General features: G+C 57.6%; 13 protein-coding genes. 8 read left to right on the top strand and 5 right to left on the bottom strand.

The annotated features are described in order from the left end of the window. Positions 1-237 precede the first annotated feature (237 nt). Positions 238-1,695, top strand: a complete 1,458-nt coding sequence (locus tag RISK_RS16745; RefSeq protein WP_236696382.1) for a sulfatase-like hydrolase/transferase — start codon at positions 238-240, stop codon at positions 1,693-1,695. Between the two features lie 197 nt (positions 1,696-1,892). On the opposite strand, the gene RISK_RS16740 is transcribed toward RISK_RS16745, so the two are convergent. Then, a complete protein-coding gene (locus RISK_RS16740) occupies positions 1,893-3,086 on the bottom strand; it encodes an ATP-binding cassette domain-containing protein (protein ID WP_047815463.1) in 1,194 nt (397 codons plus the stop codon). A 170-nt stretch (positions 3,087-3,256) separates the two neighbouring features. Here RISK_RS16740 and RISK_RS16735 point away from each other — a divergent pair, with 170 nt between their 5' ends. Together RISK_RS16735 and RISK_RS16730 are read left to right on the top strand one after the other, a co-directional pair. Further along, positions 3,257-4,459: an ABC exporter membrane fusion protein gene (locus tag RISK_RS16735; RefSeq protein WP_236696381.1), complete on the top strand. Its 1,203-nt coding sequence runs from the start codon at positions 3,257-3,259 to the stop codon at positions 4,457-4,459. A 104-nt stretch (positions 4,460-4,563) separates the two neighbouring features. After that, a complete protein-coding gene (locus RISK_RS16730; RefSeq protein WP_390173946.1) occupies positions 4,564-5,703 on the top strand; it encodes an FtsX-like permease family protein in 1,140 nt (379 codons plus the stop codon). A 33-nt stretch (positions 5,704-5,736) separates the two neighbouring features. Here RISK_RS16730 and RISK_RS16725 read toward each other — a convergent pair whose 3' ends face one another. The 3 genes from RISK_RS16725 to RISK_RS16715 all read right to left on the bottom strand — a co-directional run bounded on the left by RISK_RS16725 (position 5,737) and on the right by RISK_RS16715 (position 8,269). Beyond that, complete coding sequence (locus RISK_RS16725; RefSeq protein ID WP_047815461.1) at positions 5,737-6,705, bottom strand: UDP-glucuronic acid decarboxylase family protein; 969 nt, start codon at positions 6,703-6,705, stop codon at positions 5,737-5,739. Between the two features lie 200 nt (positions 6,706-6,905). Next, positions 6,906-7,757 carry a pantoate--beta-alanine ligase gene (panC, locus tag RISK_RS16720; protein ID WP_047815592.1) on the bottom strand — a complete coding sequence of 284 codons (852 nt, stop codon included), beginning with the start codon at positions 7,755-7,757 and terminating at the stop codon, positions 6,906-6,908. A 92-nt stretch (positions 7,758-7,849) separates the two neighbouring features. Continuing rightward, complete coding sequence (locus RISK_RS16715) at positions 7,850-8,269, bottom strand: bifunctional nuclease family protein (protein ID WP_047815460.1); 420 nt, start codon at positions 8,267-8,269, stop codon at positions 7,850-7,852. Positions 8,270-8,600: 331 nt separating this feature from the next. Between RISK_RS16715 and RISK_RS16710 the strand changes: the two genes are divergently transcribed. The 4 genes from RISK_RS16710 (at position 8,601) to RISK_RS16695 (ending at position 14,450) form a co-directional block, all read left to right on the top strand. Then, a complete protein-coding gene (locus RISK_RS16710) occupies positions 8,601-10,640 on the top strand; it encodes a flagellin N-terminal helical domain-containing protein (protein WP_047815459.1) in 2,040 nt (679 codons plus the stop codon). Between the two features lie 435 nt (positions 10,641-11,075). Further along, positions 11,076-11,684, top strand: coding sequence for a flagellar protein FliS (locus RISK_RS16705; protein WP_083435011.1), 609 nt, complete (start codon positions 11,076-11,078; stop codon positions 11,682-11,684). 178 nt (positions 11,685-11,862) lie between these two features. Then, on the top strand, positions 11,863-12,861 hold the full coding sequence (locus tag RISK_RS16700; protein ID WP_047815458.1) for an SDR family oxidoreductase: 999 nt from the start codon (positions 11,863-11,865) through the stop codon (positions 12,859-12,861). Positions 12,862-12,965: 104 nt separating this feature from the next. Beyond that, positions 12,966-14,450, top strand: a complete 1,485-nt coding sequence (locus RISK_RS16695) for a sulfatase (RefSeq protein WP_047815457.1) — start codon at positions 12,966-12,968, stop codon at positions 14,448-14,450. A gap of 21 nt (positions 14,451-14,471) precedes the next feature. On the opposite strand, the gene RISK_RS29845 is transcribed toward RISK_RS16695, so the two are convergent. Next, positions 14,472-14,687: a hypothetical protein gene (locus RISK_RS29845; RefSeq protein ID WP_236696379.1), complete on the bottom strand. Its 216-nt coding sequence runs from the start codon at positions 14,685-14,687 to the stop codon at positions 14,472-14,474. Between the two features lie 367 nt (positions 14,688-15,054). Here RISK_RS29845 and glpK point away from each other — a divergent pair, with 367 nt between their 5' ends. Next, the gene (glpK, locus tag RISK_RS16685; RefSeq protein WP_047815455.1) at positions 15,055-16,560 is read left to right on the top strand and encodes a glycerol kinase GlpK; all 1,506 of its coding nucleotides are present in this window, start codon (positions 15,055-15,057) and stop codon (positions 16,558-16,560) included. The last annotated feature ends 31 nt before the right edge of the window (positions 16,561-16,591 follow it).

Here is a 16,591-nt window from a genome sequence, read left to right as displayed (position 1 = left end):
GCCACGCCGAGAAAAAACCGCCCCCAAGCAGGTCGTCAGGAACGATCGCGTGTGGGAACCGGGCGAACGCCCAACGGCTCCACATTTCCCCCAGACTCCTGCTTGGGCGACGACAGTTCCCCATTCCAAGGCACGCCCAAATGCCCCGAGGCCGTTTCGTCTAAAATGCATTCCCGCCTTCCTGGGACCACGCACTTTGCCGTGTCCCAGCCTCCCTCCTCAATCTCTCCATTCGCAATGCCAAGCACTTCGCCTGCTCCGCCCGCATCTCCGCTGCACCTGCATCACCCGCTGATTCCGGCCTGCCTGTTTCTATTCCTGTCGGTTGCAGCCTTCGGCTGTTCCACCGACCAAGCCCATGCCCAATCGCCTCGTCCCAACGTCGTGATGTTGCTGGCCGATGACCTCGGGTACCGCGATGTGGGCTGTTACGGCGGTCCCGTTAAGACACCCACGATCGATCAATTGGCTGCGGGCGGAACGCGTTTTGAACAGTTCTATTCGGGCTGCGCGGTTTGCTCTCCATCGCGTGCCACACTGATCACCGGTCGCCACCACATTCGCGCCGGAGTCTACAGCTGGATCCATGATGAATCCCAGAACTCCCACCTTCGTCTGCGAGAAATCACCCTCGCCGAGGTCCTGCGGGATGCCGGCTACGCGACCGCTCACGTTGGCAAATGGCACCTGGGCCTGCCCACCGAAGATCGAGACAAACCCACCCCCGATCAACATGGATTCGATCATTGGTTCGCGACTTGGAACAACGCCCTACCCAGCCACCGCAACCCGGACAACTTCATTCGCAATGGAGAACCGGTCGGTCCACTGGAAGGCTACTCCTGCCAACTGGTTGCGGATGAAGCGATCGGCTGGATGGATCGCCACCGCGAATCGGGACCCGAGCAACCGTTTTTCCTGAACGTTTGGTTCCACGAGCCCCATGCCCCGATCGCGGCTCCTGATGAGGTCACACAGAAATACGGGAAGGTGAACGACAAAGCCGCGGTCTACTCCGGCACGATCGACAACACCGATCAAGCCATCCAGCGACTGCTTGCGAAGTTGGATGCCATGGGCGTTCGCGAAAACACGCTGATCATCTACGCCTCTGACAACGGCAGCTACCGAGCCGATCGCGTCGGCAATCTTCGCGGTCAAAAAGGTGTCAACTGGGACGGCGGAATTCGCGTGCCGGGCATCTTCCAGTGGCCCGGACACATTCCCGCCGGAGTTGTCCTGGACCAGCCCGCTGGTTTGGTCGATGTGCTGCCCACGATTTGTGGGCTGCTGAATTTGGCCCCACCAAAAGTCCATCTCGACGGCAGTGACCTCTCCCCACTGCTGACCGGACACCCCGATTCATTCCAGCGTCATCAACCTCTGTTCTGGCACCTCCAGCGATCCAACCCCATCGTCGCGATGCGAGACGGCGACTACTCGCTCGTCGGCTTTCGTGACTATGAACTGTCGAACAACAACATGTTCGTCGAGAACTGGATCCCAACGATCAAAACCGGCACCTATCACAACTTCGAGCTATACAACTTGAAAGACGATCCAGGCCAAACCAAGAACCTGGCCCAGGAACAACCCGAGCGAGTGGAAGCGATGAAGCAGCAAATGCTTCAGATCAACGCCAGCATCATGAAGGACGGGATGGACTGGCACCTCGGCCCCGACAAACAGAACTAAGCAGGTACGCAGGTGTCATCGGGTATGTGAGCCGTTGGCGTTAGCCACGGTTTTCACGCGCAACCGGGGCGAACGCCCAAACGGCTCACATGGTTGTGCCCGATCATTCCAGCCGACCTGCTCCACGAAGCCAGCGAACGCGGTTGGAGGGCAACCCGCGTACGCGGGGATGGGAGCAGTGGCTTGCGAATTCCGATTCACTCGGCAAACAGCGAGCTGCGGACCTCTTCTTCGATGGATTTGCGCTGGCTCATGACGTCGGCGAAAGTGGCCGCGTCGAGACTGTAGGTCACCGTTTCGGTTTTTGCATCCACGTGTGCGTTGCGAGGTTCCCCGGTCAGCAGAGCGGTTTCGCCGAAGTAGGCACCTTCGGTCAGCTCTGCGACCTCGCGAAAATCGTCGCCGCCGGGATGGGTGGGTTGTTGGATGGAAACGCGGCCCTCGCGGATCAAGTAGAAGCGATCGCCGACGTCACCGTAGGTCACGATTCGATCGCCGGGGCCGTGTTCGGTTCGCGTCATGCTGCGTGACAATTCGGTCAACGTGCTGATCGCGACGCCGGAGAACACGCTGCACTGCGACAGCATTTCACCGAGCACGGCGGCTTCGTTCAGATTGGTGTCGCGAGCGATTTTCCCAAAGTCCATCTTCACGATGCGGTCGGCGACGTCCAAGATTCGGTTGTCGTGCGTCACGATCACGATCGCTACCCCGCGCTCACGCGCCTCGCGTTGGAACAACGTGACGACTTGCCGTCCGGATTCTTCATCCAAAGCCGCGGTGGGCTCGTCGGCCAACAAAATGTCGGGTTGATGGACGAGGCCTCTGGCGACCGCGACCCGTTGTTTCTGTCCGCCGGACAAACCTCCCGGTTTGTATTGAATGCGATCCCCTAGCCCCACGGCTGTCAGCATTTTTGCACAGCGTTCATTCTCTTCACTGCGAGACGCACGGTTGGGTTGGAGTTCCAACGCCATGCGGACGTTCTGCAAAGCAGTCAGCGAACCAAACAGGTTGTGGGCTTGGAAAATGAAGCCCAATCGTTTGCGGAGCGAGCCGATGTTGGTTTGCGACAAATCGTGAAGCGGCTGGCCGAGAACGTTCAACTGGCCTTCTTGGACACGACGCAAAGTGCCGATTAGCGTCAGCAACGTTGTTTTGCCGGAACCGGATTGCCCCGTCATGATGACAATTTCGCCAGGTTGAACCTGGAGATGGTTGTCGTGCAGGACCTGTTTCCGCGCATCACCGGTCCCGTAGTAGTGATTCACACCGCGAACATCGATTGCAGCGGAGCCATCCAAGGCAATCTCGGGCGTGATCCCGCGTGAAGCGGTCGCACGGACTCCGTTCTTGGCGGTCGGATTTTCGTTTCGAAAGGGAATTTTCACGCGAATTTTCGGGACATTTTGCGTGCCAGACCCGTCAATCGCGATGGCCTGGCGGAGCGGAAAAACGTTACCTTAGCAACTTGTCCCGAATTCGTGTCACCTCGTTTCTGCAGTTGTTCCTCGTGCCCCAAGCCAAGCAACCGATCCCCGCAAGGTCGATCCCACCGGGCATGATCCGATTGCCCCTCACGCTCGCGATCGGGGTTTTCGCAATGATCTGCGGCTGTGATGGCCAATCCGCGGGCCGTTCCGATGAATCAACGAACCCCGACAGACCCACTCAAACGGTGGCGTTGCAACGAGTCATGGCACTCGGAACGCTGGAGCCTCGAGGAGGAATTCTGGCGGTCATGGCAGCACCGGGAGATCGCGTCGCGAAAATCTTTGTGGATTCCGGGCAAGATGTCACTGCCGGGACCGTGCTGATGGAACTGGAGAGTCTTCCCGCCCGGCAACTCGAACTGACCATCGCCCAAACCAAATTGGACGAGGCTCGACGACGGATCGCAGCGGAGCGAGCGGCAGGAGAAGCCAAACTACAAGTGGCTCGATCGTCACTGAAGCAAGCCGAATCGAAGTTGAAGGACGCACAGAAGCGTTTCAAAGATTCCAAGGCCGACGGCGGGGAATTGAACCTGCTCAAACAAGCCGCCGATTTGGGGCTACGCCGATTGCGTCAACTGGAAACCGCCTCCCGCGACCCTGCTCGCCAACGCTTGGTATCAGAGAATGCCCTGGACACCGAAGCGTTGAAGGTCAGCGAATCGCAGGCTCGGTACGAATCGGCTTTGCGAGATGCGGAAGAGGCCATCGACGAAGGCCAGTTTGGTGTCGATTCAGCTGAACAAGAAATTCGTGCGACGGAGTTGTCCTTGATCGCTGCCGAACAATCCGCTTCGTTGGAATCGTTGAAGCAACAAATCGAGCTGTTGAAATTCAATGTGGCCACGTCACGGTTGGTTGCTCCCACCAAAGGCCGTGTGCTTCGCGTCGACGCGACGATCGGAACGGCAACCGGCGTGTCCGCTTTGATGCACCTGGCGGACACGACGCAAATGGTCTGCGTGGCGGAAGTCAACGTCGCGGATCTCTCCCGAGTTGAAATCGGACAAACCGCAATCATCACATCACCCGCCCTGCGGGACCCGCTGCATGGAAAAGTTCAACGCATTCATTCGTTGATCGCCCCTCCGACGTTGGCCAGTCCGTACCCGATGGCGGCGGTGGATCGCTATTCCGCGGATGTGGTGATCGCCATTGACGCGGGGGACGCCGAGAGTGCGAGTCACCTGATCGAATTGCAGGTCGACGTCGAGATCCAAGCCGGCCGCTCCGCAAAGTCGGCCGAAGTGGCGTCGGCAGCGAAGCCGTGACGGAATCGGCCACTGTTGCGAAGCCTGCCAAGCGGTCGGGCAAGAAACGCCGCAAACGCCTCGGCGTGGTGCGAACGTCGCTGGCATGGTCCAACCTCAGTCACATGTGGATTCGTACGGTGGTCTCCATTTGCGGGATCGGTTTCGCGATTCTGTTGATGTTCATGCAACTGGGGTTCCTCGGCAGTGTCGGTGACACCGCCACGGTGTTGCTGGACCGAATGCCCTGTGACTTGCTGGTGCGTTCCCCGGACTACTTGCACATTTACGATGCCTCCAAGACTCGGAATGAGCTTCGGCCTTGGTTGAAATCGATTGATGAGGTCGACGAAGCCGTTCCGCTTGATATCGGTGTGACCCAGTGGATCAACCCGAACAACCAAGATCCGCGAGCGATTGCGGTGATGGGAATCGATTTGAACGCCCCCGCGTTTGACTTGCCGGAGCTGACGCTGGAAATGCGGCGGAAACTGCTGGTCGAAGGCGCTGTTCTGGTTGACGATGCAACCAAGCCCGACTTTGGACCTCAGAACGGGGTGAAGTTCGGACCGGAAGACATTGGGACCGTTGCCGATGTCTTTGGGACGCCCGCCAAAATCGTCGGGACGTTCCATCTGGGCACGGGACTGGCCGCCAACGGAGCGTTGTTGTGCACACGCGAAACATTTCGAAAGCTTGTTCCGGGCAGCAGCGACGAAGAGGTTTCCTTGCTGCTGATTCGGCTGACGCAGGGCGTGACGCGAGAGCGAGGATGCCAGATGGTTGCCGGACGATTGGACTCGCTCGCGGGACCGGCTTCCTCTGCCACAGCACTCACCATCGATGATGCGAAAACGGCAGAACGTTGGCGATGGTACACCGAAACGCCGATCGGAATGATCTTCGCCATGGGCGTGGTGCTGGCGGTCGTGGTTGGTGGTGTGATCAGCTACATGATCCTGGCCTCCGACGTCCAAGCTCACCTCAGCGAGTACGCGACGTTGAAGGCAATGGGCTACGGCACCGGGTTCCTAATGAAAACGCTGCTGACCCAGTCCACGCTGCTAGCAACCATCGCATTTCCGCCCTCGGTGCTGGCGGCATTGCTGCTTTACGCCATCACTTCGGCACTGGCCGGGGTTCCGATTCGCATGACGTTCACTTGGTTGGTGCTGGTCGCCGCCTTGTCGTTGCTGATGTGCAACGCGGCGGGACTGATCGCGATTCGCAAGCTGATTCGCGCTGAACCTGCGAATTTGTTCTGACGCGATTCCGGCCAGTCCCTTGCTGGCGGCTGCTCAGCTGAAATTCGGTGTTGGCGGGCGGTAGTCGCTCAAGTGAATGGTTTTGAACCATTCGATCGTGTGCTGAAGCCCCTGATCCAATTCGATCTTTGGTTCCCAGCCCAGTTTCTCTTTGGCGAGAGAAATGTCAGGGCGGCGTCGCGTCGGATCATCCGACGGCAAGGGTGCTTCGATCAGTTTGCTGCTCGAGCCCGTCAGCTCGATCGTCTTTTCCGCAAGTTGACGAATGGTGAACTCGTGGGGATTGCCAATGTTGACCGGTCCGATGAACCCATCGCAATTCATCATTCGGATGATGACTTCGACCAAATCATCTCGGTAGCAGAACGATCGGGTTTGCGAGCCGTCGCCAAAGATGGTGATGTCGTCGCCCGCCAACGCTTGCCGGATGAAGTTGGCAACGACGCGTCCATCAAAGGGATGCATCCGTGGTCCGTAAGTGTTGAAAATCCGAACGATCCGGACGTCAACGTTGTTGCTGCGGTGATAATCCATGAACAACGTTTCGGCGACACGCTTGCCTTCGTCATAGCAAGCCCGAATGCCGATCGGATTGACGCTGCCTCGATACGACTCGGTTTGCGGGTGTTGTTCGGGGTCACCGTACACCTCACTGGTGCTGGCCTGCAGAATCCGAGCACCGCATCGTTTGGCGATCCCCAACATGTTGATCGATCCCATCACGCTGGTCTTGATCGTTTTGATGGGGTTGAACTGGTAGTGCCCTGGAGCGGCGGGGCACGCCATGTTGTAGATCTGGTCGACTTCCAGGTGGATCGGCAGTGTGATGTCGTGCCGAATGAGTTCAAAGTTTGGTTTGTCGAGCAGATGAACCACATTCGACTTCTGGCTGGTGAAGAAGTTGTCCAAGCAGATCACGTCGTGCCCTTCGTGCACCAACCGTTCACAGAGATGCGATCCCAGAAAGCCAGCGCCGCCCGTTACCAAAATGCGTTGAATCATCGATCAAGCCGTTTCCAGATAACCGTCTGTCGGTCAGAAGTCAAAATTGAACAAGACCCACAATTCTACCCGGTCGGGTGACCTGGGCGAGCCGAATGCGATGAGAAAAGGGGGACGATCCTGGGGCGTTGGTCAACCATTCGGAACGTGAGCGTTACACGGATTGCGAATGCTTTCCAAGCCAGCGAGTCAGGAGCTTTTCAATCAACATACAATTCACGATTGTCGATCAATCGCGTGGAGCCCACCCGAGCTGCTATCAGGGCCACCGCATTTTGTTCGATCTCTGAGACCGGCAACAGACTCTCTCGATCCACCACCACGGCGTAATCCACGCTGTCACAATCCGTGAGATGATCGGCCAGAATGGCCTGCAGGCGATGGGGGCTCCGCTCTCCCCCGTGAAACGCCGCTTCTGTCTCCTGAAGCGCACGAGACAGACACAGTGCACGTTGGCGTTCGCTCTTGGAGAGATATCGGTTGCGGCTGCTCATCGCCAAGCCGTCCGGTTCGCGGATGATCTCGCAGGGAACGATCTGGGTTGGCAGATTCAGATCCCGCACCATGTGCTCGATCACACAGAGCTGTTGAAAGTCTTTGCGACCAAAGAACGCGAAATCCGCCGGGGCGGCCAGAAACAATTTCAGCACCACGGTCGCGACGCCAACAAAGTGGTCCGGGCGATGCACCCCCTCCAGGGGCAACGCAACGGACGAGGGCTGCACCGAAGTCGCAACCTGCCCCGCTCGCTCGGGATACATCTCCGCCGCCGAGGGCAGAAAGACCGCCTCGACACCGGCCTGCCGAAGCTTGGCCAAGTCCTCTTCGAGCGGCCGGGGATAGTGATCGAGGTCTTCGTGGGCAGCAAACTGGGTGGGGTTCACGAAGATCGTGGTGACACAGTGGTCACAGCGTTCCTTTGCCGCCTGAACCAGCGACAAATGACCTTCGTGCAGCGCACCCATCGTGGGCACCAACCCAATCGTTCGTTGTTCACTGGATTGTTGGCGACACCATGCGCGCATGGAATCAATGATGGAAAACGTTTGCAACAGAGGGCCTTGAACGAGAACCGGGGAAAGTGAGCGAGAACGCCAAACGGGCCAATTCAAACATGACGCGATGACGATTCACCGTCGGTGAATCAATCGTCGTTGGTTCCGGTGGCACCATCCAAAACTTCTTCCGCGACAAAGATCGGCAACGGGGGATCAAACGTGACCGCCACGGCAATGGCATCACTCGGTCTGGCGTCGACTTCGATCAGTTCGCCGTCCCGGGTCCGCAGGTGCAACTGTGCAAAGTACGTGTGCTCGGACAAATCGCTGATCACGACTTGTTCGATCGTTGCATCGAGCGATTCGGCAACGTTGACAATCAAATCGTGGGTCAACGGTCGCGGGGGGACGTAGTCGTTTTTCACACGTCGATCGATGTTGGTGGCTTCGAAGATTCCAATCATGATCGGGAATTGGCGGGTGCCGTCGACTTCCTTGAGATAAATGACTTGATTGTCGGTCAGCTCGGAAATGATGATCCGAGCGAGTTGCATTTGGACGGTCATGAAAAAATTCGCCAAAAGGTTCCAGAATGCATGCGAATCAATGAATTCGCATGGGCCGAGTTTTCAGGCTCGACCATTGCATGATATCGCAGCCCAACGATGCCTTCCATGATGAGGGTCGCGGATTATTCCGGTTGTGCGGAAGCGGGGAAGGGAAATCCTCCCAGGGCAACGAATTTGGGGTTGCACACACCGCACGTATCACAAACGCGTCCCATGGTTGAGGTGGACGCAGAGCCAAGTGCTTTTTGTCCAGGGTCACTCCGTTGCTTCGGCACCCCACTGGTTGACCCCTTCTACTCAACATCAACCCATCTTTGGGATAAATAACATGACTCGGATCAACACCAACGTTTCTTCTTTGGTTGCACAGAACCGCCTCCAAAGCAGCAACAATGACCTGCAAGAATCTTTGACTCGTTTGAGCACCGGTCTTCGAATCAACTCGGGCAGCGACGACCCTGCTGGTTTGATTGCCAGCGAAGCGCTGCGAAGTGAAATCACTGGACTGACCAAATCGATCAGCAACACGCAACGTGCCAGCCAGATCATCAGCACCGCCGACAGTGCCCTGGGCCAAGTCAGCAACTTGCTCAACGACGTTCGTGGTCTGGTGGTGGAAGCCGCCAACTCGGGTGCGTTGAGCAACGAGGAAATCGCTGCCAACCAATTGCAGATCGACAGCTCGCTCGAAGCCATCAACCGAATCGCACAAACGACGACTTTCCAAGGTCGGAAGCTGCTCGACGGTTCCCAAGACTTCATCAGCACTGCCAATAGCGTGAGCAGCGTCAGCGACGTCTCGATTGATCAAGCCAAGCTCGGCAAAACCGGTCAAATCGACGTGGAAGTGGTCATCAACTCGGCTGCGACGCAAGCGAGTGCAACCGCCAGTGATTCCGGGTTCACGACGCCTGCCAACGCAACTGCCAGCACTCCCGATGTTGGAACAGCCGCACAGACGATCAATGGTGAAACCATCGATATCACTGGCGAAGGCTTGACCAGCATCGTCATCACGAATGACAGCAACGCTTCAGGACCAGGCGAGGCTTCGTTCGACTCCGATACCGGCGTGTTGACGATCACCGGCAACTTCGAAGGCGATTCAGCGAACCCAGGTGAAGTGGACGCTGATGCCGACGCGGAAGTGATTCAGACTGCGATCAATTCCATCGAAGGATTTGTCGCAACCGGCGCAACGGCTCCAGGTACCGCAGCCGCAGCCACCGCCGCGACCGTTGACTCCAATGGAGCCGCACTGCAAATCGACGCTGCCTCGCTTGGTTCGGACTTCAACAACGTTTCGATCAACTTTGTATCGGGTGCTGCAAACGAAGCTTCGTACGACGAAGATCAAAAGATTCTGACGGTCACCGTCAATAGCAGTGCCCCTCAAGACGCATCCGCTTTGGCAACCGTCATCGAAGCTGTGCAAGTCGACGGCGAACAAGCCTTCAACGTAACCGCCAACGCAGACGCCCAAGTCGACATCGCCGACGGGCTCGACAGTTTGGACACCGGTAGCACCGGTGGGGAAACACTCAACGCAGACTTGGTCTTCCAGCTCAACGGCGAGAACGGAGCTGAAACGTTCAATTTCGGTGCTGGAACCAGCAAGGATCAAATTGCTGCCGCAGTGAACTTGGTTTCTGACAGCACCGGTGTGGAAGCCGACGCAACGAACGGCTTGGAATTCACCTCGACCACCTACGGCAGTGATTCCTTGGTCAACATCGACGTCATCAGTGAAGGTGCAGGCGGAACTTTCGAGGCGAGCCTCGACAACGTGCGTTCGACCGGTACCGACGTGGTTGCCACCGTCAACGGTGTGACCGCCAACGGCAACGGAAACAGCCTGTCGATCAACACCAGCTCGTTGGATTTGAGCTTGACCGTCGATGACGGAAGCAGCACCAACTTCAGCTTCAGCATCACCGGTGGTGGAGCCACATTCCAATTGGGTCCCGATGTGACCAGCACCCAGCAAGCAAGCTTGGGGATTGGCAGCGTTTCGACGGGCAAATTGGGCGGAGCGTCCGGACGTCTCTACGAACTGGGCAGTGGCCAATCCAAGAGTTTGACCAACGACGTCGAAGGTGCCGCCAAGGTCATCGACGAAGTGATCGGCAAAGTGGTCGGTCTGCGTGGTCGTCTGGGTTCGTTCCAAAGCACAACGCTGGAAAGCAACATGGTTTCGCTGAACGAAACCAAAGCCAACCTGCAAGAAGCTGAAAGCTCGATCCGTGACGCTGACTTCGCTCAAGAATCAGCCAACCTGACACGTGCTCAAATTCTGGTTCAATCCGGTACCAACGTGCTGTCACTGGCAAACCAAAACCCACGGAACGTGTTGTCTTTGCTGGGTTAATCCCCGCTTCATCTCGATCGGCAACAAAGTTCGCTGGTTGAGTCGAGACTTCCAACATCAAAAAGCAGGAGTGAGCCCAGGCTCGCTTCTGCTATTTTCATTTAATCAGCGAACTGTCTCAGTCGTTGACGGTTCACGGTCGACTTCAAGCGCCTCGCGTTCGGATTATGCAACGTCACCGATGTCAAACGGCAACGATTAAGAAGCTTTTTCGAGGCACCGTCGCTTCCTGTCACGCATCCTAACCTAGCTGGACAACGCAACACGGATTCGTTTCCTCATCACGGAGGGAACATCAAGCTCTTATCCGGTGTGAGGATGGCCCCCCTCGTGTCTTTGGATGAAGTTTTCCTTCGTCCACGTCGATAACAAAATGCGCTGCATACCGGGACTCGTCCTGTGTGCCCGTTTCCAATTCCCGCAACCGGAAACCCGATGTACAACACGGCTGACTCCTTCGTCCCACCCCCGATGACCTTTGTTGGTGACGAATCCTCTGTGCCATCGAACGAGCCACAAGAGCAAGCCCTGGAGATGCCAGGCGACTCTGCGTCGCGTCCTGGCGAAACAGGCAGCCTCAGCGAGGGAATGGAGAACTTTGGCCGACGCCGGGGCGACGCGTACCTGGAATCCATGGTTCAGACTGCATCGCCCGCCCGATTGCGTCTGATGGTGATCGAGCGTGCCGTGGAAGTCTCGCGGCACTTGGCTCACCACTGGAACTCCCAACCTGGCAAACGCGGGACGAACGAGTATTCGTTGAAGTTGCTCGAGTTGTTGTCGGAACTGCTTTCGGGAGTCACCGACAACTCCGTCGAAGTTTGCCGCACCGTCGCTGACCTGTACGTCTTCTTGTGCCAGCACTTGATTGCAGCCGAACAGAATGGCGATTCCTCCATGATCGACGAAATCCGCTTGGTGCTGGAAACGGAAGCAGAGACCTGGCGAATGGTCTGTGCTCAGGAAGGGACGGACAAGACACCTTCCAACAAACGCATCGCTGACGTGCTATCAGGCAGTGGTGGATTGAACCTGCAGGGTTGATCCCTGCCTTTTGAAACAAGCTCGCAGCAATTCCCGAAAACGTTGCTGCGAGATGTTACTTCAGGTCACCGGTCGGCTCACACAGAGCGACTGACGTGACACGTCGACTCGAGGATTGAGTTGACCTTCTTCAGGCCGGACGCCGCTTCGTTCCCCAACGCTACCGGCCTGCCGTTCTATGTCGTCCACCCTCCAATCCGCCATCGCTCAGCTCGCTGGCACACGTTGTCTGGTCACGGGAGCGGCGGGATTCATTGGCTCGCAAATGGTTGAACGCTTGCTTGATGCCGGTGCCAACGTGGTCGCACTCGACAACCTCAGCACAGGTTTCCTTCACAACCTGACGCCGTTTCAGGAAGGCCCCGCTCAAGATCGGTTGACGTTCGTTGAAGGCGATGCAGCCGACCGAACCTGCGTGGAAAAAGCCGTCGAAAACGTCGACCACATCTTTCATTTTGCAGCGATGGCAAGCGTCCCACGGAGCATGCGTGAACCCGGGTTGTGCCACGAATGGACAACCACCAGCACCGTTGAATTGCTCGCCGCCGGGGCGACTGCTGGTGTCAAACGGTTGGTGCTCTCGTCGACCAGCGCCGTGTATGGGAACTCGCCCTATGTCGCCAAGCGAGAAGATGACATGCCCGCCCCTTTGTCGCCGTATGCGGCGGCGAAGTTGTCCTCGGAGAACTACTGCCAAGTCTTTCAGCGTGAGTTCCCGATCGAAACGGTGGTCCTGAGGTACTTCAACGTGTTCGGTCCAAGGCAAGATCCCCAAAGCGAATACAGCGCTGTGATCCCACGCTTCGTTTCCATGATCCTCAGCGGCGAACGCCCGGTCATCTACGGGGACGGACAACAATCCCGCGACTTTGTGTTTGTGCGAGACGTCGCCCACGCAAATATGTTGGCAGCGACGATGGAGGACGCTGCTGGCGGAGTCTTCAACGTCGGTCGCGGTCAACGCACAACGTTGTTGGATTTGCTGGACACGCTTCGCGAGTTGCTGGAAGGTGACATCCAACCCATTCACGAACCGCCTCGCGCAGGTGACGTTCGCGATTCGCTGGCAGACACGAATCAGATTCGTTCGCGGCTTGGGTTTGAGCCCACCGTGGACATGACGGAAGGACTTCGACAAAGCATCGAGTACTACCGTGGTATCTGCTCCCAAGCGTGAGCGGTGGATCTGCGACGGGAAGGCCGTTCATGTGCGTGCTCCCCTGAATCGGCCTACAATGGCGAATCCCGTCGCCGTCCTTCCCATTCACTGAGAAAACCTCCATGCGTCTTTGGATGCTGCTCCCCATTCTAGCTGCGCCCCTCCAGTTAGCTTGGCAGGCCCCGGTCGCTGCGAAGCAGCCGATGAACGTGCTGTTCCTCATCTCGGACGACCTCACGTCCACGGCGCTGTCGTGTTACGGAAACGAAGTTTGCCAGACGCCGAACATCGACACCTTGGCGGCCGCGGGAACCCGATTCACGCGGGCGTATTGCCAGGCGACTTATTGCGGTCCCTCCCGAGCGTCGTTTCTGTCGGGGTACTACCCGCACGCAACCGGCGTTTTGGGCTACACAAGCCCGCGTCCACAGATTGGTGACCGCCAGACTTGGCCTCAATGTTTCAAAGACCAGGGCTACTACACGGCTCGTGTCAGCAAGATCTATCACATGGGTGTGCCGGGCGGAATTGAAACCGGCGGGGACGGACGAGACCACGATGGCGGCAACGGGGCGGATGACGCGATTTCATGGACAGAGCGTTTCAACAGCCCGGGACCAGAATGGAAAGCCACAGGCGATGGGGAAACGCTAGAGAACAACCCCGATGGGGCTCGTCCCGTCGTTGGAGGCAACACGTTTGTCGTGGTGGAAGCCGAAGGCGATGACAACGTTCACTCGGATGGGAAAACCGCCGTCAAAGCAGCCGACCTGATTCGTAAAAAAAGAGAGCAACCGTTTTGGTTGGGCGTTGGTTTTGTCCGTCCGCATGTTCCCTTCGTGGCTCCCGCGAAGTACTTCGAGCCCTTCAAACCGTATCGCAAAATTCGCCTGCCGGAACGCATCGAGGGCGACTGGGACGATATCCCGAAGTTGGGCATCAACTACAAAACCAGCCAGAACATGAAGATGGATCTCCGCCACCAGCGCAAAGCGGTCGGTGGATACTACGCGTCGGTCGCCTACATGGATGCGCAAGTCGGCAAGGTGCTGGCGGCGCTCCGCGAATCCGGGCAAGAAGAAAACACGATCGTTGTTTTCACCAGCGACCACGGCTACCACTTGGGCGAGCATGATTTCTGGGCCAAGGTTTCTCTGAGAGATGAATCCTCGCAGGTCCCTCTGATCATCAAGGTCCCTGGCAAAGCCCCCGGTGTCTGCCACAGTTTGGTGGAGATGTTGGATTTGTACCCGACCCTGGCCAAGTTGTGCGAGGTGGAGGTCCCCGATCATGTCCAGGGCAAGGACCTTTCCAAGTTGCTGGATGATCCCACTCTCGCGGTTCGTGACGCGGCATTTTGTGTCGCGCCAATGAGGAAAGGGTTCCTCTTGAGAACAGATCGCTGGGCGTTCATTCAGTACAAGGAAGACGCGTCGGGCGGGATCGAACTGTTCGACATGCAATCTGACCCGCAGCAGTTCACCAACCTCGCGTCCTCTCCCGAGCATGCCGCCGTGGTGGCGGAGATGAAACAACGCTTGACTCAAAAGCTCATTGATGTCCGAACGAATGACCTGGTCAACAGAAAACGGCAACCGGCGAAATAGGGAACGGTACCGAACCCGACCTCATTCTTCGTCTTGGTAGTGCATGCTCGCGGTCACGTTCCCGCAGTAATCACAGTGTGCCTGGATCCGCTTCCCAACCGATGCAGCCCCGCATCGGATTCCGCCCACGTCCCACACGGACTGCTCGCGGTGGCAATGCGGGCACCGGATCATCCACTTTTTCGACGAATCGCGAACGCGAACAAACCAAGCCTCTGGCAAAAGAGATTCTGCCATCCTCTGGATCTTCGACATCGTCACACCTCGGTCCACATGAGCCCGCGAATTCGACAACCAGTCTTCAGTCTAGCGAACCGAGGGCGAGGAAGGGCCACGAACTGATCGCGAATGCGGTTGATTCTTGCCGCGACAATGAAATCGGATGGTCGTTCGTCGCAGCCATTGGAAGCAAGATTGGTCCGTTCGCGGCCGACTACCGCGATCGTTGGCGCCGCTTCCAACACGGGCGGTGCGAGATTCCCGATGATCATTGCAAGGGACGCTCACGCAGCGTTGTTCACCGGCACGTGCCGTCGCCAACTCCGCTAGAATCAGACTGCATTTTGACAACCATGACGATCAATCAACTTGGCGGAGACATTCGATGAAGGCAATTCTGGCACTGGATCAAGGAACAACGAGTTCTCGAGCGATCCTGTTTGCACACGATGGATCGATCATCGGGATGACCCAGCAAGAGTTCACACAGCACTACCCCAAACCGGGCTGGGTGGAACACGACGCGAACGAAATTTGGGAGACGCAACTGTCGGTCGCTCAAACGGTGCTTCAACAGCACAACATGGACGCGTCTGACGTGCACGCCATTGGAATCACCAATCAACGCGAGACCACCCTGGTGTGGGACCGCGCCACCGGCGAACCGATTCACAACGCCATCGTGTGGCAAGATCGAAGAACGGCTCCCGATTGCGATGCGTTGCGGGAAGCAGGCCGATCAGAACTGGTTCAGCACAAGACGGGATTGGTCATCGACGCCTATTTCTGCGCCACGAAGCTGCACTGGATTCTCGAGAACGTTTCTGGGGCCAAAGAGCGAGCCGAAAAGGGCGAGCTTGCATTTGGGACCATCGACAGTTGGTTGTTTTGGAAGTTGACGGGCGGAAACGTCCACGCCACCGATGTCACCAACGCCTCGCGAACAATGCTGTGGAACATTCACACAGGGAAGTGGGACGACGAGTTGCTGGAATTGTTTGACATTCCCAAAGCCATTCTTCCCAGCGTCCACCCGTCCAGTCACGTGTACGGTGAAACGGAACCCTCGCTGTTTGGCAAATCCATTCCACTGGGTGGAGCGGCGGGCGACCAGCAATCGGCTTTGCTGGGACAGAACTGCACCCTGCCCGGCATGGCGAAGAACACTTACGGCACCGGATGTTTCATGTTGATGAACATCGGTGACACGCCGTCCCCCTCTCCTTCGCGCTTGTTGACCACCGTTGCCTGCTGGGATGGCGACAAACGAGAGTACGCCTACGAAGGCAGCATCTTCATCGCCGGTGCGATTGTGCAGTGGTTGCGAGACGGACTGGGGATCATCCAGTCGTCCTCCGAAGTCGAATCGCTCGCTGCCAGCGTGGACGATACCGACGGCGTGTACCTCGTTCCAGCGTTCGCCGGTCTCGGCGCACCACACTGGGATTCCTACGCACGCGGCATCTTGGTTGGCCTGACTCGCGGGACCACCAAGGCTCACATCGCTCGTGCCGCACTGGAGGGCATTGCCTTCCAAGTTGCAGATGTGCTCGACGCGATGCGGAAGGATTCCGGCGTCGCGATCGAGGAACTGCGAGTCGATGGCGGAGCGGCCGCCAATGACTTGTTGATGCAATTCCAGGCTGACATCATTGGTGCTCGCGTGGTCCGTCCCAAGATCATTGAAACCACGGCGGCTGGGGCGGCCTATGTCGCCGGCCTCGCGACCGGTTTCTGGAAGGATTACGCCGACATCGAGCGAATCTGGGAAACCGACCGCGTGTTCGAGCCCCAAATGGCAGCCGACGAGGTGTCGCGACGCCGAATTCGCTGGGCCAAAGCGCTCGAGCGTTCCAAGCAGTGGGCAGAACTCGAATCCGCGACCGACTGACTTCTCGCTCGCCCTGTGATGACAGGACGCG

The organism is Rhodopirellula islandica, from assembly GCF_001027925.1.
GTDB classification, from domain to species: Bacteria; Planctomycetota; Planctomycetia; order Pirellulales; family Pirellulaceae; genus Rhodopirellula; species Rhodopirellula islandica.
The sequence above is the reverse complement of the archived record's forward strand: the minus strand, read 5'-3'. Positions and strand labels throughout refer to the sequence as shown.